The sequence below is a fragment of the Erwinia endophytica genome, from assembly GCF_009295515.1.
GTDB classification, from domain to species: Bacteria; Pseudomonadota; Gammaproteobacteria; order Enterobacterales; family Enterobacteriaceae; genus Erwinia; species Erwinia endophytica.
The window spans coordinates 11811-32334 of record NZ_RQVV01000010.1; the positions used below are offsets into that span (position 1 = coordinate 11811).

The 20524-nt window shown below is 52.4% G+C and carries 19 protein-coding genes; 2 read left to right on the forward strand and 17 right to left on the reverse strand.

Annotated features, from left to right (window positions below; all coding sequences use genetic code 11):
• Positions 1-4: 4 nt before the first annotated feature.
• From mrdB to leuS, 8 genes are all read right to left on the reverse strand, one after another.
• Positions 5-1117, reverse strand: coding sequence for a peptidoglycan glycosyltransferase MrdB (mrdB, locus tag EH228_RS02230; protein ID WP_152320071.1), 1113 nt, complete (start codon positions 1115-1117; stop codon positions 5-7).
• 2 nt (positions 1118-1119) lie between these two features.
• On the reverse strand, positions 1120-3024 hold the full coding sequence (mrdA, locus tag EH228_RS02235; RefSeq protein ID WP_152320072.1) for a peptidoglycan DD-transpeptidase MrdA: 1905 nt from the start codon (positions 3022-3024) through the stop codon (positions 1120-1122).
• Positions 3025-3055: 31 nt separating this feature from the next.
• Positions 3056-3526, reverse strand: a complete 471-nt coding sequence (rlmH, locus tag EH228_RS02240; protein ID WP_152320073.1) for a 23S rRNA (pseudouridine(1915)-N(3))-methyltransferase RlmH — start codon at positions 3524-3526, stop codon at positions 3056-3058.
• A 3-nt stretch (positions 3527-3529) separates the two neighbouring features.
• Complete coding sequence (gene rsfS / locus EH228_RS02245) at positions 3530-3847, reverse strand: ribosome silencing factor (protein WP_152320074.1); 318 nt, start codon at positions 3845-3847, stop codon at positions 3530-3532.
• Between the two features lie 97 nt (positions 3848-3944).
• The gene (gene nadD / locus EH228_RS02250; RefSeq protein WP_152320075.1) at positions 3945-4625 is read right to left on the reverse strand and encodes a nicotinate-nucleotide adenylyltransferase; all 681 of its coding nucleotides are present in this window, start codon (positions 4623-4625) and stop codon (positions 3945-3947) included.
• A complete protein-coding gene (gene holA, locus EH228_RS02255) occupies positions 4618-5649 on the reverse strand; it encodes a DNA polymerase III subunit delta (RefSeq protein ID WP_152320076.1) in 1032 nt (343 codons plus the stop codon). Before holA ends, nadD begins: the two co-directional genes overlap by 8 nt.
• Positions 5646-6242 (reverse strand): LPS assembly lipoprotein LptE, encoded by a 597-nt coding sequence (gene lptE, locus EH228_RS02260; protein ID WP_152320077.1) that lies wholly within the window; start codon positions 6240-6242, stop codon positions 5646-5648. Before lptE ends, holA begins: the two co-directional genes overlap by 4 nt.
• Before the next feature lie 14 nt (positions 6243-6256).
• The gene (leuS, locus tag EH228_RS02265) at positions 6257-8839 is read right to left on the reverse strand and encodes a leucine--tRNA ligase (protein WP_152320078.1); all 2583 of its coding nucleotides are present in this window, start codon (positions 8837-8839) and stop codon (positions 6257-6259) included.
• A gap of 213 nt (positions 8840-9052) precedes the next feature.
• Here leuS and EH228_RS02270 point away from each other — a divergent pair, with 213 nt between their 5' ends.
• Entirely contained in the window at positions 9053-9535 is a 483-nt protein-coding gene (locus EH228_RS02270) for a zinc ribbon-containing protein (protein ID WP_152320079.1), read from the forward strand.
• A gap of 133 nt (positions 9536-9668) precedes the next feature.
• Here EH228_RS02270 and EH228_RS02275 read toward each other — a convergent pair whose 3' ends face one another.
• The 9 genes from EH228_RS02275 to miaB all read right to left on the reverse strand — a co-directional run bounded on the left by EH228_RS02275 (position 9669) and on the right by miaB (position 19040).
• Complete coding sequence (locus tag EH228_RS02275; protein WP_152320080.1) at positions 9669-10394, reverse strand: amino acid ABC transporter ATP-binding protein; 726 nt, start codon at positions 10392-10394, stop codon at positions 9669-9671.
• Positions 10395-11072: a glutamate/aspartate ABC transporter permease GltK gene (gene gltK, locus EH228_RS02280; protein WP_152320081.1), complete on the reverse strand. Its 678-nt coding sequence runs from the start codon at positions 11070-11072 to the stop codon at positions 10395-10397.
• Between the two features lie 2 nt (positions 11073-11074).
• On the reverse strand, positions 11075-11815 hold the full coding sequence (locus EH228_RS02285; RefSeq protein ID WP_152320082.1) for an amino acid ABC transporter permease: 741 nt from the start codon (positions 11813-11815) through the stop codon (positions 11075-11077).
• Between the two features lie 206 nt (positions 11816-12021).
• Positions 12022-12924, reverse strand: a complete 903-nt coding sequence (locus EH228_RS02290; RefSeq protein WP_152320083.1) for an amino acid ABC transporter substrate-binding protein — start codon at positions 12922-12924, stop codon at positions 12022-12024.
• A gap of 423 nt (positions 12925-13347) precedes the next feature.
• Positions 13348-14883, reverse strand: a complete 1536-nt coding sequence (gene lnt, locus EH228_RS02295; protein WP_152320084.1) for an apolipoprotein N-acyltransferase — start codon at positions 14881-14883, stop codon at positions 13348-13350.
• A 7-nt stretch (positions 14884-14890) separates the two neighbouring features.
• Entirely contained in the window at positions 14891-15769 is an 879-nt protein-coding gene (corC, locus tag EH228_RS02300; RefSeq protein WP_152320085.1) for a CNNM family magnesium/cobalt transport protein CorC, read from the reverse strand.
• 100 nt (positions 15770-15869) lie between these two features.
• A complete protein-coding gene (gene ybeY / locus EH228_RS02305) occupies positions 15870-16343 on the reverse strand; it encodes an rRNA maturation RNase YbeY (protein WP_152320086.1) in 474 nt (157 codons plus the stop codon).
• Positions 16340-17401 (reverse strand): PhoH family protein, encoded by a 1062-nt coding sequence (locus EH228_RS02310; RefSeq protein ID WP_152320087.1) that lies wholly within the window; start codon positions 17399-17401, stop codon positions 16340-16342. Before EH228_RS02310 ends, ybeY begins: the two co-directional genes overlap by 4 nt.
• Before the next feature lie 214 nt (positions 17402-17615).
• Positions 17616-19040 (reverse strand): tRNA (N6-isopentenyl adenosine(37)-C2)-methylthiotransferase MiaB, encoded by a 1425-nt coding sequence (gene miaB / locus EH228_RS02315; protein ID WP_152320088.1) that lies wholly within the window; start codon positions 19038-19040, stop codon positions 17616-17618.
• Positions 19041-19223: 183 nt separating this feature from the next.
• Between miaB and ubiF the strand changes: the two genes are divergently transcribed.
• Positions 19224-20402 (forward strand): 3-demethoxyubiquinol 3-hydroxylase, encoded by a 1179-nt coding sequence (ubiF, locus tag EH228_RS02320; protein ID WP_152320089.1) that lies wholly within the window; start codon positions 19224-19226, stop codon positions 20400-20402.
• Positions 20403-20524: the final 122 nt, after the last annotated feature.

A 20524-nucleotide genomic window follows, 5' to 3' on the forward strand; every position in this document is an offset into this window, starting at 1 on the left:
CCTCTTAAACGCTTTTCGACAACAGTTTTCGGTGGGTGTGAATGGACATAATAATGCCAAACCCGGCCATCAGAACAATCAAGGCGGATCCGCCGTAGCTGACCAGAGGCAGTGGAACGCCCACGACTGGCAAGATGCCGCTTACCATACCAATGTTAACAAAAACATAGATAAAGAAGATCAACATCAGTCCTCCGGCCATTACCCGGCCAAAGGTAGTCTGCGCCCGGGCGGCCATGATCAGACCTCGCATGATGAGCAGCACGTAGAGTACCAGCAGGACCAGCACACCGACTAATCCTAATTCTTCCGCCAGCACCGCGAAGATAAAATCAGTGTGACGTTCGGGGAGAAATTCCAGTTGAGACTGGGTGCCATGCAGCCAACCTTTACCGCGCAAACCGCCGGAGCCGATGGCGATTTTCGACTGAATAATATGGTAACCGGCACCAAGTGGGTCGCTTTCTGGATCGAGCAGCATCATCACCCGGTCACGCTGGTAATCATGCATCAGGAAAAACCACAAGATCGGGATAAAGGCTGCCACCATCAGTAGCGCCACCAGGATCAGTCTCCAGCTCATACCTGACAGGAACAGCACAAATAGCCCGGAGGCGGCGATCAGGATAGCGGTTCCCAGATCCGGCTGCGCCGCCACCAGTAGCGTTGGCATGAAAATCAGTGCCAGTGCTATAGCGGTATTTTTTAGCGTGGGGGGACAAACGTCACGGCTGATAAAGCGGGCGACCATCAGCGGTACGGCGATCTTGGCTATCTCTGAGGGTTGAAAACGTACTACGCCCAGATCCAGCCAGCGCTGTGCGCCTTTACTGATATGTCCGAACGCATCCACGGCTATCAGTAATATCACACAAAGAATATAGAGATAGGGCGCCCAACCTTCATAAACCCTGGGCGGGATCTGCGCCATCACCAGCATCATGACGATGCCCATCGCAATCTGTCCAAGCTTACGTTCCATCATGCCCGGATCCTGGCCGCTGGCGCTCCAGATAACCAGAGCGCTGTAAACCAGTAGGGCGGCGATCAGGATAAAAAATGTCGGATCGACATGAATTTTGGTCCAGATAGTACGTTTCTGATGACTATCATTCATGATTATTCACCTTCATAGCCGGGGGGCTGCGGAATGGCATCCGGCAGGTTGGTATTGTTATCCCCCAACATAATATGGTCGAGGATTTGGCGCATAATGATACCGACAGCCGGACCCGCGCCACCGTTCTCCAGGATGATGGTAACGGCCACTCGGGGATTATCATAGGGCGCGAATGCGGTCATCAGTTTATGGTCTCGCAGCAATTCCGATACCTTATGGGCGTTATACGTCTCGTTTTCCTTCAGCCCAAAGACCTGGGCAGTACCGGATTTTGCGGCGATTTTATAAGGCGCATCAGCAAAACTCTTATGTGCCGTCCCGTTGGGACGGTTAGCCACACCATACATCCCGTCTTTGGCAATTTCCCAGTAGCCGTTATGAATATCCGCCACCGGAAGGGCTTCCGGCTGGCGATAAGGCACTTTCACGTTGTTGACCACGCTTGCGAACAGCAGGTGCGGTGTTTTGATAATGCCGTCGTTAATCAGGATCATCATCGCTTTGTTCATCTGCATGGGGGTTGCAGTCCAGTAGCCCTGGCCAATACCCACCGGAATGGTATCCCCCTGATACCAGGGTTTCTTGAAACGTTTCATCTTCCATTCACGGGTCGGCATATTGCCGGGTGTTTCTTCCATCAGATCAATACCCGTACGCTGGCCGTAACCGAATTTATTCATCCAGGTGGACAGACGGTCAATACCCATGTCATAGGCGACCTGATAGAAGAAGGTATCGGCCGATTCTTCCAGCGCTTTGGTGACATTCAGACGCCCATGTCCCCAGTGCTTCCAGTCCCGAAAGCGTTTTTCCGAGCCCGGCAACTGCCACCAGCCCGGGTCGAACAGGCTGGTGTTCCGATCAATGACACCGGCTGACAGCGCCGAAACCGCAATGTACGGTTTTACAGTGGAAGCCGGAGGATAGGCGCCCTGAGTGGCTCGATTAATCAGTGGGCGATTAGGATCGTTGAGCAGCATGTTGTAATCCTTGCTGCTGATACCGTCGATAAACAGATTTGGGTCATAGCTCGGCATGGAGACCATCGCCAGAACCTCGCCATTGCGCGGGTCAGTGACCACCACCGCGGCCCGGCTGCCCGCCAACAACTGTTCAATATATTGTTGTAGCTTCAAATCAATGGTGAGGTAGATGTCCTGACCCGCTTGTGGCGGCTGTTCGTGCAACTGGCGGATCACCCGGCCCCGGTTGTTAACTTCCACTTCTTCATAGCCGGTTTTGCCGTGCAGTAGATCTTCATAGTAACGTTCGATACCCAGTTTGCCGATATCGTGCGTTGCGGCGTAGTTCGCCCATTTACCTTCTTTATCCAGCCGTTCAACATCACGATCGTTTATCTTGGAAACATAGCCCAGTACGTGGGTCAGGGCGGACTTATAGGGATAGTAGCGGTGTTGATAACCTTTTACTTCTATGCCAGGAAAGGCGTACTGGTTAACGGCAAAGCGAGCGACCTGTTCGTCGTTCAGGCCGCTTTTGAGCAAGATAGAGGTGAAACGCCGGGAGCGCTTGCGTTCTTTTTCAAAGGCAACCAAATCTTCGTCCGTCAGGCCGACAATAGGGCGCAGCGCCATCAGCGTTTTTTCGAGATTTTCGACCTTCTCTGGGACTAACTCAATCTGATAGATGGTGCGGTTCAGCGCCAGAGAAATGCCATTGCGGTCATAGATAATGCCGCGACTGGGGGCCACCGGCACCAGCTTAATGCGATTTTCATTGGATCGGGTGCTGTAATCGTTATATCGGAGGATCTGTAGATGATACAGATTGACCACCAGAATTGAGGAAAGCAGGATAATGCCAAAAAAAGCGATCAATGATCGGCGAACAAACAACGTCTGTTCGGCAGTGTAGTCACGAAAGGAATTGCGTTGTAATTTCATCCGCTGCTTAAGTGTATCCGTTTACTCAAAGTTATTCACGATGGTAGGGGTGGTTTGCCGTAATGCTCCAGGCTCGGTACAGGCTTTCGGCAACCAGCACGCGAACCAGCGGATGGGGCAGCGTCAGCGCCGAGAGCGACCAGCTTTGTTCAGCCGCCGCTTTACAGGCGGGCGAGAGGCCTTCCGGCCCGCCGATTAACAGGCTGACATCGCGGCCATCCTGCTTCCAGCGTTCAAGCTGGCTAGCCAGTTGCGGGGTTTCCCATGGTTGACCTGGAATATCCAGGGTAACTATCCGGTTGCCTTTACCCACCGCAGCCAGCATCATTTCACCCTCTTTTTCGAGGATACGTTTAATATCTGCATTCTTCCCCCGTTTGCCCGCGGGTACTTCGGTCAGCTCAAACGGCATATCTTTGGGGAAACGGCGCAGGTATTCCATCAATCCGGTTTGCACCCAGTCCGGCATTTTTGTACCGACGGCGACCAACTGCAACTTCACGCATTAACTCCAGAGTTTTTCGAGTTCGTAGAGCTGACGACTCTCTTCCTGCATAACATGTACAATCACATCACCCAGATCGACCACCACCCAATCCGCAGTAGCTTTACCATCGACACTGAGCGGTTTCAAACCTGCGGCTCGGGTTTGCTGCACCACGTGATCGGCGATAGACGCGACGTGACGCGTTGAAGTGCCGGTGCAGATAATCATGCAGTCGGTGATACTGGATTTGCCCTGAACGTTAACAGAAACAATATCCTGTCCTTTCAGATCGTCGATCTTATCAATGACGAAGTCTTGGAGTGCTTGACCTTGCAAAAGGTTCCCCCTTGGGTTTAAGTCAGATGGATTATCTTCTGTGTCTCGTGAACAGTCATCGGGAGACGAGTTTCCCGGCGAAATAAAGCCGTAAAATTTAGCGGCGCAGTATACCACGTGGCGTGGGGTTTCGATATAAACCCTCATTATCGATAAAGGTCAGCACGGCAGACGGCAGGAGGTCTTCACAGGACTCTCCCTGATGGCGGCGGTGACGAATTTCCGAGGCCGAGACAGCAACGAGCGGCGTGTCAGCCATAAATATCCGGCCGGCCGCTTCCTGGTGTAGCGTTGCGGCCGTGTCGACCTGATGTTGCTCCAGCCAGCGCTGCATGTCTATGGATTCAAGCTTGTGGTCATATCCCGGACGTTTGCACACCAGCAGGTGACACAATCTCAGTAACTCTTGCCAACGGTGCCATGTATGTAAGGTTAGCAAGGAATCTTGCCCAATGATAAACGCCAGTGGCTGTTTGACGCCGCGTTCGGCACGCAACTCGGTTAACGTATCAATGGTATACGATGGTGTGTCGCGCTGCATTTCCCGCAGATCAATATCAAACAATGGATTATCCGCTATCGCCAGCTTTAGCATGGCAATGCGTTGGGCGGCAGAGGCTTCAGGTTGAGGGCGATGCGGTGGGACGTTATTGGGCATCAAGGTGATTTTCTGCAGGCCGACCCGTTTCGCCAGCGTCTCGGCTGGTCGCAAATGACCGTAATGAACAGGATCGAACGTCCCGCCGAAGAGTGCCTGAAGCGGCTGGTTGTCAGACATCACAAAAGCTCTCAGGAAATGATTTGGTACACAACAGCAGCGATAACGTTTCCAGCTCTGGCCAGACACTCTGACCGTAATCCTGCTTCAGGGTCAGTTCAATACGCGTCAGCAGGCGAATGGCCTGTGCCAGCTGTGATGCTGACAGGCGTTGCAACGCTTCACTGAACAAAGGGCGGCGGTTCTGCCAGACGCGGTGCTGATCGAACAGGGTACGCAGTGGTGTCGTGTTCATCTGGCGTTGCAGGGTGAGCAGCAACAGCAGTTCGCGTTGCAGAGTCCGTAGCAGGATCATCGGCTCGCTGTCTTCCGCCCGCATCTGGTGCAGAATATGCTGAGCTCGTTTACTTTTACCGGCCAGCAACGTATCCACCCAGTGAAATGGCGTGAAGTGCGCGGCATCATTAACCGCCTGTTCAACTCGCGGCAGTGTTAGCTTGCCATCTGGCCACAGGAGCGAAAGGCGCTCCAGAGCCTGTGCCAGCGCCAGCAGGTTGCCTTCATAGCAATAGCACAGCAATTGGATTGCCGCATCATCCAGTGACAGTTTGAGGTTTTTCGCACGGGCAGTCACCCAGCGCGGTAACTGAGCATGTTCTGGTGTCTGACATGGAACCACTACCGCCTGGGCGCTCAGCGCTTTGAACCAGGCGCTGTTTTCCTGGGCTTTGGTCAGTTTGGCAAGCCGCAGTATCAGCAAAATATCGGCATGCAACAAGGTGGAAAGCTTCACCAACTGTTCCGCCATGGTCGTGTTAGGGCCATTTTCTGGCAGAGTCAGCATCAGTGTCTGACGACTGGCAAACAGGCTGAGGGACTGGCAAGTGGAGAAGATAGCATCCCACTCGGTATGCGCGTCGATAACGATACTGACATGTTCGGTAAATCCCTGCAGCTGGGCCGCTGCACGTACGGCATCCTGCGACTCCTGCAGGAATAGCGGTTCATTACCGGTAAGAATATAACAAGCGCGCAGCCCTTCATGGAGCTGCGCGTTGAGTTGCTCAGGATAGATCCTGATCATTTGGCGTAAGAATTGTCAGGCAGAATAGTACGCGGTGAGGTCCGTTCAGTTGCGGAGGGTGTGGAATCCAGCGTATTTACGGAAGGATCGCTCTCTGCAATATGCACGGTTAACAGTTTACGTACCAGTTGCTGGGCCGCCTGAGTGCGCATTTCACTGATGATCATGTTCTGCTCAGCATCTTTTGCCAGCGCTGCCAATGGGTTATCGAAGAACGAACGATAAACGGTCGCGCTGATTGGGTAGATACCCTGATTGGGCACCAGCACTTGCGCATTGACGGTCAACATCATCGAGTATTCCGCCGTTTTACCATCCTGGAAAATCGTCGCGGTATCCTGGTTATAATTTTCGGCTCCCAGACGCAGCGAAGGAACATCTTTACGCAGCCCTGGTTTTTCCAGCACGGTCACATTGTTAAGACGCAGTTCTTCACGTACGGCACGAGCCAGTGGTCCATATGGATCCCCTGTATCAACGATGAGGGTTTTCATCTCGGGCGGGATAGCCGTGGTTCCGCGCAGATGAAAGCCGCAGCCTGCGGTGATTAATATCACCAGTCCCAGTAGTACTGACATTATCGGATGTCGCACAATTCCTCCTGACATCAACCCACGACCAGGTTAAGTAATTTGCCCGGTACGTAAATCACTTTACGAATGGTGACGCCAGCGAGATATTTGGCGACCAGATGTTCCTGCGCAGCACGCGCCTGAACCTGTTCCTGCGTGCTGTCTGCCGGAACGGTAATTTTGCCTCGTACTTTACCATTAACCTGTACGACGACCAGCAGAGAATCTTCCACCATCGCTGCTTCATCCGCTACTGGCCATGACGCGTTATCAGCATCGCCAGCACCCCCCAGCGCCTGCCACAAGATGAAGCTGGCGTGCGGGGTGAACGGATAAAGCATACGTACCACGGCCAACAGCGCTTCTTGCATCAGCGCACGGTCCTGCTCGCTTTCCTGCGGCGCACGGATCAGCTTGTTCATCAGTTCCATAATGGCCGCGATCGCAGTATTGAAGGTCTGGCGGCGACCAATGTCATCGGAAACTTTGGCGATAGTTTTATGCAGATCGCGGCGCAGCGCTTTCTGGGCGTCATTCAGCGCACTGACATCCAACGCGACAGTCGCGCCTTTCTCGGTGTGATCGAATACCAGTTTCCAGACACGTTTCAGGAAGCGGTTAGCCCCTTCCACCCCGGATTCTTGCCATTCGAGCGTCATTTCAGCCGGGGAAGCGAACATCATAAACAGACGCACAGTATCCGCGCCGTAACGCTCAACCATCACTTGTGGATCAATGCCGTTGTTTTTCGACTTCGACATTTTACTCATGCCCGCGTAAACCAGTTCGTGGCCAGCCGGGTCGGTGGCTTTAGTAATACGGCCTTTCTCGTCGCGCTCCACGGTTACGTCTACGGGTGAAACCCAGTTACGCTCGCCGTTCTGCCCCACATAGTAGAATGCATCAGCCAGTACCATCCCCTGACACAGCAGACGTTTAGCGGGTTCGTCGGAATTGACCAGGCCGGTATCACGTAACAGTTTGTGATAGAAGCGGAAATAAAGCAGGTGCATGATCGCATGTTCAATACCGCCGACATACTGATCGACCGGTAGCCAGTAGTTCGCGGCGGCCGGATCCAGCATGCCCTGGTCATAATCCGGGCACGTGTAGCGTGCGTAGTACCAGGAAGACTCCATAAACGTGTCGAAGGTATCGGTTTCACGCAGCGCGGGTTGACCGTTTACGGTGGTTTTGGCCCATTCGGGATCAGCTTTAAGTGGGCTGGTAATGCCATCCATCACCACGTCTTCCGGCAGGATAACCGGTAATTGGTCTTCCGGCGTGGGGATAACCGTGCCATCTTCCAGAGTGACCATCGGGATTGGTGCGCCCCAATAGCGCTGACGAGAAACCCCCCAGTCGCGCAGACGATAGTTGACTTTACGCTCGCCGACGCCCTTTGCCGCCAGTTTATCGGCAATGGCATTGAAGGCAGCATCGAACGACAGGCCATCGAATTCGCCAGAGTTGAACAGCGTGCCTTTTTCGGTCATTGCTGATCCGCTCAGATCCGGTTCGCTACCATCGGCATACCGAATGACCGGTTTGATCGGTAGCGCGTATTTGGTCGCGAATTCCCAGTCGCGCTGGTCATGACCCGGTACAGCCATGACGGCGCCAGTGCCGTATTCCATCAGCACAAAGTTGGCGACCCACACCGGCAGTTTTTCACCGCTCAGAGGATGGATGGCAAACAGGCCGGTCGCCATGCCTTTTTTCTCCATTGTGGCCATTTCAGCTTCGGCAACTTTGGTATTACGGCATTCGGCGATGAAATCTGACAGTGCCGGATTACTTGCTGCCGCTTGTGCCGCCAGCGGGTGACCGGCAGCCACGCCCAGGTAGGTGACTCCCATAAAAGTGTCAGGGCGGGTGGTGTAAACGCTCAGTTTTTCATTACTGTCGGCAACGTCAAAGGTGATTTCGACCCCTTCTGAACGACCAATCCAGTTGCGCTGCATTGTTTTAACCTGCTCTGGCCAACTTTCCAGCTTGTCGAGGTCATTCAGCAATTCATCAGCGTAATCGGTGATTTTCACGAACCACTGGGGGATCTCTTTGCGCTCGACTCTGCTGTCGCAGCGCCAGCAGCAACCATCGATAACCTGTTCATTCGCCAAAACGGTCTGATCATGCGGACACCAGTTAACGGCAGACGTTTTTTTATAGACCAGACCTTTTTCGTACAGCCTGGTGAAAAACCATTGTTCCCAGCGATAATATTCAGGTCGGCAGGTCGCCAGTTCGCGGCTCCAGTCATAACCGAAACCGAGCAGTTTCAACTGGTTCTTCATGTATTCGATGTTGTCATAGGTCCACGGTGCTGGTGCCGTGTTATTTTTCACCGCTGCGCCTTCAGCAGGCAGACCAAACGCATCCCAGCCAATTGGCTGTAGTACGTTTTTACCTTGCATGCGTTGATAGCGAGAGATCACATCGCCAATGGTGTAATTACGCACATGGCCCATATGTAGGCGGCCGGAAGGATAGGGCAGCATGGAGAGGCAGTAGTACTTCTCTTTACCTTCATCTTCGACAACGTTGAACGTTTGCTTCTCATCCCAGTGCTGTTGAACATGGGGTTCTATCTCTTCCGGGCGGTATTGCTCTTGCATGGCTGCCAGTGGTCCTTTGTAAACTTTATGCGTTCATTTAGATCCGCATAGCATAGCTGATTCGCCCCCAGCGCAACAACAGTATCCGGTCCGACAAGCGGCATTTCTCTGTAAGCTGGAAGATAGCAGGCAAATTTCACCGTCATCCCAGCCTGATAGTGGGAATAACGCTAGAATTAAGAGCGAAACTCGTTGGCAGGTGAAGGAGAGAAAATGAACAAGGTTGCTCAGTATTATCAGGAACTGCTTTCTTCGCTGACCGAAAGGATCAATCAGGGGGAGCATAATATTGATGCATTGGTGGAGAGCGCCAGGCAACGGATGATTAATCGCGGTGAACTGACCCACACTCAGGTAGATGATGTGAGCAGGGCGGTGCGCCGTGACCTGGAAGAGTTTGCCCGTAGCTATACGGAAAACCAGACTGCCAACCGTGACAGCGTGTTTATGCGAATCATCCGTGAGAGTGTATGGAAAGAGCTGGCGGACATTACCGATAAGAGCCAACTGGAGTGGCGTGAGGTGTTTCAGGACCTCAACCACCACGGTGTCTATCAGAGTGGTGAAGTAGTGGGACTGGGCAATCTGGTTTGTGAAAAATGCCAGTTTACCCGGGCGATCTACACGCCTGAAACACTGACGCGCTGTCCGGAATGTGGCAATGACCAGTTCCAGCGCCAGCCGTTTGAACCTTAACGCGTGCGCTGTATTGATTTCAGGCCTGGCGGCCCCGTTCATTCAGGGCCAGATCAGGCGCGGTGCGAAATGCGTTGGCGTTTTTATCCTGCAACTAAAATGATGTAGGGATAAAAACGCATCGCTCCGCCTTTTAATGCAAGATTTTGGCGAGGAAGTCTTTTGCACGCTCAGATTGCGGATTATTAAAGAAATCATCTTTCGGTGAATCTTCCACAATTTTGCCTTCGTCCATAAAGATAACCCGATTGGCCACTTTACGGGCAAATCCCATTTCGTGGGTCACTACCATCATGGTCATACCTTCGTTTGCCAGCTCGACCATCACGTCCAGTACCTCGTTGATCATCTCCGGATCCAGCGCTGAAGTGGGTTCATCAAACAACATCGCGATGGGATCCATGCACAGTGCCCGGGCGATAGCTACGCGCTGCTGCTGACCGCCTGACAGCTGGCCGGGATACTTATTGGCGTGAGCGGAAAGCCCGACGCGTTCCAGCAGCTTCAGCCCTTTTTGTCGGGCCTCCTCTTTATTACGCTTGAGGACTTTGACTTGTGCCAGCGTCAGGTTTTCGACGATAGTCAGATGCGGGAATAGCTCAAAGTGTTGGAATACCATACCCACTTTAGAACGCAGCAGGGCCAGATTGGTACGTTTGTCATTTACCCCGGTGCCATTAACTTCAATGAGGCCTTCCTGAATGGGTTCGAGGCCATTTACTGTTTTTATCAGCGTCGATTTACCGGAACCGGACGGCCCGCAAACTACCACCACTTCGCCTTTGTTAACGTTGGTTGAGCAGTGGGTCAGCACCTGAAAGTGACCATACCACTTAGAAACATTTTTCAGGATAATCATTTAAACGGTCCTTTTTTTCTTTAAATAACTGACCAACAGCGAAGCACTAAGGCTGATAACGAAATAAACGGCACCGGCAAACAAAACCATCTCAATTTCCGTTCCGTTGTTAATACCGATAGTGTCGGCAGTACGGAAGAAATCGGCAAGACTGAGGACGTAAACCAGCGAGGTATCCTGAAACAGGACGATACCCTGGGTGAGCAGCAGCGGGATCATGGCGCGGAATGCCTGTGGCAGAATGATCAACTGCATAGCCTGCCATTGCGTCATCCCAAGCGCCAGCGCCGCATTGCCCTGACCCCGGGCGATACTCAGGATCCCGGCGCGAATAATTTCCGAATAGTAAGCGGCTTCAAACAGGGCGAAAGCCACCATGGCGGAAATCAGGCGAATATCGGTTTTAGGCGATAGCCCCAGCACGTGTTGCAGGAAGCTGGGTACCACCAGATAGAACCACAACAGCACCATCACCAGCGGGACTGAACGGAACAGGTTGACGTACAGTCTGGCGAACCAGCTGATCGGCTTGACGCTGGACAGACGCATTATTGCCAGCAGGGTGCCCCAGATAATCCCGAAGACCACCGCAGTAAGGGTTATCTTCAGGGTGATAACCATACCGTTAAGCAGGTAAGGCAGGTTAGGAACAATCGTGCTCCAGTCGAAATCGTACATGGTTATTTGCCTCCCATGCCGCCGGGCAGGCGAACTTTACGTTCCACCAGACTCATCAGCAGCATTATCACGGCGTTGATACCAACATAGGCAACGGTAATGGCGGTAAATGATTCATAGGCATGTGCGGAATAATCCAGCAGTTTGCCGGCCTGCGCCGCCATATCGACCAGTCCGATAGTAGAGGCGATGGCGGAGTTTTTCACCAGATTCAGCATTTCTGAAGTCATCGGCGGTACAATCACCCGGTAGGCATTGGGTAATAGTACGTAGCGGTAGGTTTGCGGTAACGTCAGGCCCATCGCCAGACCGGCATTTTTCTGACCGCGCGGCAGCGACTGGATTGCCGAGCGCACTTGCTCGCATACGCGGGCTGCGGTAAACAACCCCAGACAAATCACCGAACAGGTGAAGAACTGAATGTTTGGATCCAGCTCTGATTTAAACCAGGTGCCAATTGACTCCGGCAGCAGTTCCGGCACCACCAGATACCAGATAAAGAACTGGACGATCAACGGTATGTTACGGAACAGTTCAACATAACAGGTGCCGATGGCGGAGAGCAGACGGTTGGGTACGGTACGCAAAATACCAAACAGTGAACCCACCAGGAAGGCAACGATCCAGGCGCAGATTGATACGGCGATAGTGACTTTAAAGCCGGACCACAACCACCCCAGGTAGGTGGTATTACCAAAAGGGGCCTGTTGCAGGAAAATCCCCCAGTTCCAGTCTATTGACATAAATAACTCCGCTAGAAAAAAAGGGTAGCGACACTGGCTACCCTGAGGATTGATGAGCGGCTTCTTATCGGGTGTTATGGGGAACGGCCATGACACCCCTTTGCCTGAAGGTCTGACATCGGTTACGCCATTATTTTCAGACGGTTGTCTGTCCGAGCCGGTGCTCAACAATCATAGGACAGCGTCAGCCGCCCTTATTTTCATTATTAGTTTAGTGCCTTGTCGTTTGGTGTTTTGAATATCGCTTTCATATCATCAGACAGGTCGAAATTCATGTTGAGATTTTTTGGCGGAATAGGCTGGCGGAACCACTTATCAAACCATTTTGCCGCTTCACCTGAAGTTTGCTCTTTAGCGATGGTGTCATCCATCAGTTGTTTAAAGGTGGTGTCACCTTTGCGCAACATACAGCCATACGCTTCTTTTGATTGTGGCGTTCCTATAATTTCCCAGTCATCCGGTTTTTTGGCTTTTGCACGTTCACCCGCCAGCAACGCATCATCCATCATAAAAGCCACTGCGCGGCCACTTTCCAGCGTGCGGAAAGAATCGCCGTGATCTTTGGTGCTGATGATACGCATCCCCATCTTCTTCTCGTCATTCAGCTTATTCAGCAAAATTTCAGAAGTGGTGCCGGAGGTGACAACCACCGTTTTTCCTTTCAGATCCGGGAAGTCTTTAATCGGACTGCCTTTTTTAACCAGTAAGCGGGTACCGATAACGAAGATGGTATTGGAAAACGCCGCCTGTTGCTGGCGCTCAACATTATTAGTGGTGGAACCGCACTCAAAATCATACGTACCGTTTTGCAACAACGGAATACGGTTCTGCGAGGTGATCGGCAGCATTTTAACCTGCAGGTCAGGCTTGTTTAGTTTCGTTTTAATCGCCGCCACGATGGCGTCAGAATAGGCCTGTGAATAGCCGACAACTTTTTGCTGATTATCGTAGTAAGAGAAAGGAATAGAAGATTCCCGATAACCGACAACGACAACGCCATTTTTAGCAATTTTGTCCAGCGTGGACGTTTGTGGGGCATCTGCTGCATGGGCGATAGCGGATGTCAGGCTCGCCACGACAAGGCACAGTCCCAGTTTCCGTAATTTCATCTCCAACTCCTTCAATATATGACGCCCTGAAAGTGCGCCGGTTGTTGTTGTTTGTATTCTGTTGCTGTTGTTTTTATCCCGCATTATTCCGTACCCAACTGCACCTTGATAGCCATAACATAGCTTATTGTTAATGTAATGAAACGAAGAAGTTTCTTTTTTGCGAGGTGCGCCGCACCAACGTAAAGCAATATTTTAAGCAATGCTCCGTTTTTGGGCGCTTTATGGGCCTTACTGGTGCAGTATTCACTGTATATGGCTTAATGCAGGCTGTTAAACAATGCTTTCTGTATCGTTTTGCAATTCACATGCCAGGATGTTTTTTGTTGAAACATTTTTAAGCAAAATGTGTTTAATGGGGATAAAGGGGTGAGAAATGACCAAAACGCGCTGAAACGGTCTGTTCAGCGCGTTGGGACAAGCTTAGCGGCGTTTATTGCGCCAGTGGGTGATGAGTGCGGCGATACCAAACAACAGGGTAATTATCCATATCGTCCAGTTGCCGAAACGGGCATAGGGTGTCAGGCCTCGCGTGGGGATGACTTGGGTTGCCAGCACTGTTGATTCGAACTGAGGGATCATCTCCACCGCGTCACCATCCGCATTCACTACCGCGGTCACGCCGTTGTTGGTGTCACGCAGTAATGGACGGCCCAGTTCCAGTGCACGCATTCGCGCCATCTGGAAGTGTTGCCATGGGCCGATCGAATGTCCGAACCAGGCATCATTAGAAATTGTCAGCAGAAAGTCGGTGTCAGGGCGGAAGTTATCTCTGACCTGCTGTCCCAGCACTATTTCATAGCAAATAGCGGTAGTCAGATTGTAACCGGCAGCCTTCAACGGTGATTGGATATAGGTGCCACGGCTGAATGAGGACATCGGCAAATCGAAGAATGGCGCTAACGGACGTAACAGGCTTTCCAGTGGTACAAACTCGCCAAATGGCACCAGATGATTTTTCTGATAGCGGTTAGTACTGCTGTAGTTGTATGGACTGTTGCCTCCCAGCACGATAACCGAGTTGTAATCATGATAGCGGTTGTTCTCCAGGCGAGAGTCAACAATACCCGTTATCAGGCTGCTGCCGTTGGCGCGTAATTCTTCATCCAGCGACGTGAGGAAGGATTGCTGGTTGCTTTCCAGATCCGGGATGGCGGACTCTGGCCAAATAATCAGTTGCGATTTGCCAATGTAAGGACGGCTGAGGGAGGTGTAGGTCCGTAGTGTCTTGATCAGTTGGTTTGGGTCCCACTTCAGTGACTGAGGAATGTTGCCCTGTACCAGAACGACACTGACCTCACGATCAGGCAGGGGCTGATACCAACTAATCTGGCGTAGTGGCCACGGGAGCAATAGCAGCGCCAGTGCGGCGATAGCGGCTATCCAGCAACGACGTACTGCGGCAAAGACGGCCAGCCCCGCCACAATCATCAGTACGAAGGTAATGCCTTCCACGCCGAACAAGGGGCCCAGGCCTTTCAGTGGGCCGTCAATTTGGCTGTAGCCAAACTGTAGCCATGGGAAACCCGTCAGGACCCAGCCACGCAGAAACTCGGTAATTTGCCACAGCACTGGCGCCGCCAGCGTGAGACGCAGTAGTGACGTTTTTGGGAACAGTCGGTTGAGCAGAGCGGCAAACAGCATGGTGAACAGTGACAGCCAGGCCGCCAGCAGTAACACCAGGAACACATTAATCGGACCCGGCATGCCACCAAAAGTGGCGATACTGACATACACCCAGTTCACGCCAGTACCAAACAGGCCAAAACCCCAGACAAAGCCAATAGCCGTAGCCTGCCGGGTGGAACGGTCAAGTGTTAATGCCTGCAGGCCAAAGAGCGAAATCAGCGCTGCCGGCCAGAAATCATAAGGAGAGAACGCAAGGGTGCCGACAGCACCCGTTAACAGCGCTAAAATCAGGCGAACCCGTTGACGCTGGTACATTGAGGCGATAGCCATAGGAAAATTATTCTTCCAAAATCGGTTGTGGCGAATTTTCTGGGATCCTGACGTGGACCTGAATAATACGTCGGCTGTCAGCCATCGCGATCTTAAACTGATAGCCATTGATCTCGATGCTTTCGCCACGTGCGGGCAAATGACCGAATGCCTGCATCACCAGGCCGCCAATGGTGTCCACCTCATCATCGCTGAAGTGTGTTTCAAATACGTCATTGAAGTCTTCGATGGGGGTCAGGGCTCGGATAGTGTAGGTATGACGGCTGAGTTGGCGGATATCGCGGTCTTCTTCGTCATCATATTCGTCTTCGATTTCACCGACGATCAGCTCAAGAATATCTTCAATAGTGACCAGGCCGGAGACGCCGCCAAACTCATCAATAACAATCGCCATGTGGTAGCGTTGTGAACGAAACTCTTTCAGCATCCGGTCCACACGTTTGCTTTCCGGCACCACGACTGCAGGACGCAACACTTTTTCAATACTGAATGGCGTGGAACCGCTGCTCATAAATGGCAGCAAATCTTTTGCCATCAAAATGCCTTCAACATGGTCCTTATCTTCGCTGATCACCGGAAAGCGAGAGTGGGCCGAGTCAATGATGGTCTCCAGGCATTCTTCCAGCGTCTGGTTTCGTTTCAGCGTTACCATCTGTGAACGGGGGATCATAATATCGCGCACACGCTGTTCGGCAATATCCATTACGCCTTCCAGCATGTCGCGGGTATCGGGATCGATCAGATCGTTCTGTTCAGAATCACGGATCAGTTCCAGCAGGTCGTCGCGGTTTTTGGGCTCACCGTGAAACAGATGGTTGAGGATTAGGGTAAAAAATCCCTTTTTACTACTGGGACTGTCGCTGTTTTGTGAATGGTCATCGCTCATGGCGTTATTGTGTCTGTCTCTCTTGTGGTGAGAAAAGGACTCCTTTTAACCCGCAGGTTAAACGCAGGCTAAAGGAGACAATATCAGGCCCCTGGCCTGTTTACAGTAACTCTTTTTCCGAAATGTACGGATCGTCATAACCAAGAGCAAGCATTATCTCGGTCTCGATCGACTCCATCTCTTCGGCTTCGGCATCTTCAATATGGTCATACCCCAGTAAATGAAGGCTACCATGCACCACCATATGCGCCCAATGAGCCAGAAGCGGCTTCTCTTGTTCCAGGGCTTCTCGCTCGACCACCTGACGACAGATAATCAGATCGCCAAGCAGCGGCAGCTCGATACCCGCCGGGGCTTCGAACGGGAAAGAGAGCACGTTGGTCGGTTTATCCTTGCCGCGGTAGGTGTGGTTCAACTGCTGGCTTTCTGCTTCATCCACGATGCGGATGGTGACTTCACTCAGTTCCTGAAACTGTGGCAGTACCGCTTCCAGCCAGCGACGAAAATCAGATTCTGTCGGTAGCCCTTCCTGCTGCCCGCAGGCCAGTTGTAAATCTAAAATCACGTGACTCATTTATGCTCCTGTGAAGCGGATTGCATTGCCAGTGCCTCACGTTTACGTTCTTCAGCCAACGCATCACGACGTTTCTGGTCGGCGGCTTCCCAGGCTTCATAGGCAATAACCACACGAGCTACCACCGGGTGACGCACCACGTCTTCGCTGTGGAAAAAGTTAAAGCTGATCTCTTCCACGCCTGACAGGACTTCTATGGCATGGCGCAGGCCTGACTTCAGGTTGCGCGGCAGGTCAATCTGCGTCACATCCCCGGTGATCACCGCTTTGGAGTTAAAGCCGATACGGGTCAGGAACATTTTCATCTGTTCAATGGTGGTATTCTGGCTTTCATCCAGAATGATAAAAGCATCGTTCAGGGTACGGCCACGCATATAGGCCAGCGGAGCCACTTCAATCACGTTGCGTTCAATCAGTTTTTCCACCCGCTCAAAGCCAAGCATTTCAAACAGTGCGTCATACAATGGACGCAGGTAAGGGTCCACTTTCTGACTGAGATCGCCAGGCAGGAAGCCCAGTTTTTCACCGGCTTCCACCGCCGGACGGGTCAGCAGAATACGCCGCACTTCCTGACGTTCCAGCGCATCCACGGCGGCGGCCACGGCAAGATAGGTTTTACCGGTCCCCGCTGGGCCGATACCAAAGGTAATGTCGTGGCCGAGGACGTTCGCCACATACTGTGCCTGATTCGGCGTACGTGGCTTAATAACCCCACGCTTCGTTTTTATGTTCACCGCTTTGCCATATTCCGGCACGCTGTCCGCTGTTTGCTCCAGCACACGGCTTTCTTTGATCGCAAGATGGATTTGCTCGGGATCAATATCAGGAATATGACCGCGTACTGGAGCGGTATCAACATACAGATCGCGCAGAATACGGGCAGCCGCATCCACAATTAACGCTTTGCCAACCAGTTTGAAAACATTATCGCGGCGGTTGATTTCTATGCCTAAACGGCGTTCCAACTGCTTGATATTATCGTCAAATGGGCCGCACAAGCTCAGCAGACGGTGATTGTCAGCCGGGGTTAACGTGATTTCGCGTGTTTCAATATTCAAACTAATCCTTTGGGGTCGCTCAGGGCCAGGTTGATGATGGCTTTTCAGGGGATTATCTTGTCATTAACGGGCGGAACCATAAGGGAATTATTTATGGCAGTGCTTTAATCCGCAAGCGCTGAAAGTGATATTTGGGCTCGGCTTTGATAACGCAAGAGTCACTTGATGATTTATCGCGACGAACCTGCGAAGTTCGCCGCAAAACATCGGGGGATCAAGGCTGGAATGTACCCACGCCAAGTTCGTTTTCCTTGCGCGTACGCGCAATAACCGAGGCCGGGGTTTCGATACTGCGTAGCCCCATTTGTTCTTCAGTCCGGACGACCTTACCGCGTAGCGAGTTGGGATAGACGTCAACGATTTCCACATCGACGAATTTGCCAATCATCTCTGGTGTGCCTTCAAAGTTTACCACGCGGTTATTTTCGGTACGACCAGACAACTCCATCACGTTTTTACGTGAAGTGCCTTCGACCAGAATACGTTGTTCAGTGCCCAGCATACGGCGGCTCCACGCCATCGCTTGCTGATTAATGCGGTCTTGCAGGATCCACAAACGCTGTTTCTTCTCTTCTTCTGGTACATCATCCGGGAGATCCGCAGCGGGAGTGCCTGGACGAGCGGAATAGATAAAGCTGTAGCTGGTATCAAAGTTAACTTCGCCTATCAGTTTCATCGTCTGCTCAAAATCCTGTTGTGTTTCACCAGGAAAGCCGATGATAAAGTCCGAACTGATCTGGATATTGGGGCGGGCGGCCTTCAGCTTGCGGATGATCGCTTTATACTCCAAGGCGGTATGCGCACGTTTCATCAGTGTCAGAATGCGATCTGAACCGCTTTGCACTGGCAGATGCAGGAAGCTAACCAGTTCCGGAGTGTCGCAGTAGACATCGATAATGTCATCGGTGAATTCAATCGGGTGGCTGGTGGTGAAACGGATACGATCGATGCCGTCGATAGCCGCGACCAGGCGCAACAGTTCAGCAAAGGAGCAAATCTCCCCTTCGAAAGTTGCCCCACGATAGGCATTCACGTTCTGCCCCAGCAGGTTGACTTCACGTACGCCTTGCGCCGCCAACTGGGCAATTTCAAACAGGATATCATCACATGGGCGGCTCACCTCTTCTCCACGGGTATAAGGCACCACGCAGAAAGTACAGTATTTGTTGCAGCCTTCCATGATGGAGACAAAAGCCGTCGGACCATCAGCGCGCGGTTCCGGCAGACGGTCAAATTTTTCAATTTCCGGGAAACTGATATCCACCACAGGGCTTTTCGTGCCGCGCACAGTGTTGATCATTTCAGGCAGGCGATGCAGCGTCTGCGGGCCGAAAATGATATCGACGCATTGTGCGCGTTGGCGAATATGTTCGCCTTCCTGCGAAGCCACGCAACCGCCTACGCCGATAATCAGATCGGGTCTGGCTTGTTTCAGCAATTTCCAGCGTCCGAGCTGGTGGAAAACCTTTTCCTGCGCCTTTTCACGGATTGAACAGGTGTTGAGTAACAGAACATCGGCCTCTTCTGCCACGTCCGTCAGGGTGAACCCGTGGGTGCTGTTTAACAGGTCCGCCATCTTGGATGAGTCGTACTCATTCATCTGACAGCCCCAGGTTTTAATATGCAATTTTTTGGTCATCTGGTTGCCATTAATCATGCAGAGAGGAGTGCTGGCCCGTATTGTAAAGCTTTGCTGCGGTGGTGACCAGCACCCCCTGGCTTTTCCAACAGATCCGTAAAAATCCGGTACACTAAGAGAAACATAATATGCCCTTACCGCTGGCAGTGTAAGGGACCAGGATGTCCATGGGACAGGAAAATAATGACAGAGACAACACATATCTGGGATGTCGCCGTCGTCGGCGGCGGAATGGTCGGGGCGGCGCTGGCCTGTGGGCTGGCCGCCCAGGGATTCAACGTGGTGGTGCTTGAGCAGCGGGAACCGGAGGCATTCAATGCGGAAAGCGCGCCTGACGTGCGAATTTCCGCGATTGGCGCCGCCTCGGTGGATTTGCTCAAACAACTGGATGTCTGGCCGCTGGTGCAGGCTATGCGCAGCTCGCCTTATCGTAGACTGGAAACCTGGGAGTGGCAAAATGCGCAGGTGAGTTTTGATGCGCAATTATTGGGGTTACCCGAGTTGGGCTACATGGTGGAGAATAGCGTGCTGCAACGGGCGCTCTGGCAGCGGCTACGGCAACAGAATGTTACGCTGATTTCTCCGGTACAGTTGGACACGCTGCAGCCGTGCAATGGCGGTTGGCAATTGACGTTGGACAGTGGCGAAGTACTTAATACCCGGCTGGTTGTGGGCGCCGATGGGGCTCACTCTCAGGTACGCCAGTTAGTTGGCATCGGTATTCGCGGCTGGAGTTACGCGCAGTCTTGTATGCTGATCAGTGTGCGAGGCGAGCAGGAGGCCGGGGATTGTACATGGCAGCAATTTACACCACAGGGACCGCGTGCCTACCTACCGCTTTTCGATCGCTGGGCATCGTTGGTGTGGTATGACAGCCCGGCGCGTATCCGCCAATTGCAGGCGATGAATATGGCCCAGTTGGCGCAGGAGATTAACATGCACTTTCCGGCGCGACTGGGTAAAGTCGAACCGGTGGCGGCGGGGGCTTTCCCCCTGGTCCGCCGCCATGCCACGCGGTATGTCTTACCCGGTCTGGCTTTAATCGGCGATGCCGCGCATACCATCAATCCGTTGGCGGGGCAGGGGGTTAATCTGGGGTACCGCGATGTGGATGCATTAATTGAGACGCTGACTACGGCACGAGATAATGCGGAGGATTGGGCTGCAAAAAGTGTACTGCTGCGTTACCAGCGTAAACGGCACAAAGACAATCTGCTGATGCAAAGCGGAATGGATCTGTTTTATTTCGCGTTCAGCACGCCAGCAGAACCACTGCGTTTCGTGCGCAATCTGGGATTGATGGTGGCGGAGCGTTCTGGTGTGTTGAAACGTCAGGCGCTGCGTTACGCGCTGGGATTATAGAACGTATATTACCGGCGGTGGGCACGTCGTTCGGTTCTGTCGCATTAACGGAGGATGGTTGCCAAAAGTTGTGTTGACTGTTTTTTATACAGTCAACAGGTAAAACTGTTCAGCCGGGGACA

Excerpts from the sequence above, each read along its gene's own strand:
- corC (WP_152320085.1), bottom strand. The coding sequence starts at position 15,769 with ATGAGCGATGACCATTCACAAAACAGCGACAGTCCCAGTAGTAAAAAG.
- EH228_RS02270 (WP_152320079.1), top strand. The coding sequence starts at position 9,053 with ATGAACAAGGTTGCTCAGTATTATCAGGAACTGCTTTCTTCGCTGACC.
- miaB (WP_152320088.1), bottom strand. The coding sequence starts at position 19,040 with ATGACCAAAAAATTGCATATTAAAACCTGGGGCTGTCAGATGAATGAG.
- nadD (WP_152320075.1), bottom strand. The coding sequence starts at position 4,625 with ATGTCTGACAACCAGCCGCTTCAGGCACTCTTCGGCGGGACGTTCGAT.
- ybeY (WP_152320086.1), bottom strand. The coding sequence starts at position 16,343 with ATGAGTCACGTGATTTTAGATTTACAACTGGCCTGCGGGCAGCAGGAA.
- leuS (WP_152320078.1), bottom strand. The coding sequence starts at position 8,839 with ATGCAAGAGCAATACCGCCCGGAAGAGATAGAACCCCATGTTCAACAG.
- lnt (WP_152320084.1), bottom strand. The coding sequence starts at position 14,883 with ATGGCTATCGCCTCAATGTACCAGCGTCAACGGGTTCGCCTGATTTTA.
- ubiF (WP_152320089.1), top strand. The coding sequence starts at position 19,224 with ATGACAGAGACAACACATATCTGGGATGTCGCCGTCGTCGGCGGCGGA.
- EH228_RS02285 (WP_152320082.1), bottom strand. The coding sequence starts at position 11,815 with ATGTCAATAGACTGGAACTGGGGGATTTTCCTGCAACAGGCCCCTTTT.
- holA (WP_152320076.1), bottom strand. The coding sequence starts at position 5,649 with ATGATCAGGATCTATCCTGAGCAACTCAACGCGCAGCTCCATGAAGGG.
- mrdA (WP_152320072.1), bottom strand. The coding sequence starts at position 3,024 with ATGAAATTACAACGCAATTCCTTTCGTGACTACACTGCCGAACAGACG.
- mrdB (WP_152320071.1), bottom strand. The coding sequence starts at position 1,117 with ATGAATGATAGTCATCAGAAACGTACTATCTGGACCAAAATTCATGTC.
- EH228_RS02275 (WP_152320080.1), bottom strand. The coding sequence starts at position 10,394 with ATGATTATCCTGAAAAATGTTTCTAAGTGGTATGGTCACTTTCAGGTG.
- EH228_RS02290 (WP_152320083.1), bottom strand. The coding sequence starts at position 12,924 with ATGAAATTACGGAAACTGGGACTGTGCCTTGTCGTGGCGAGCCTGACA.
- gltK (WP_152320081.1), bottom strand. The coding sequence starts at position 11,072 with ATGTACGATTTCGACTGGAGCACGATTGTTCCTAACCTGCCTTACCTG.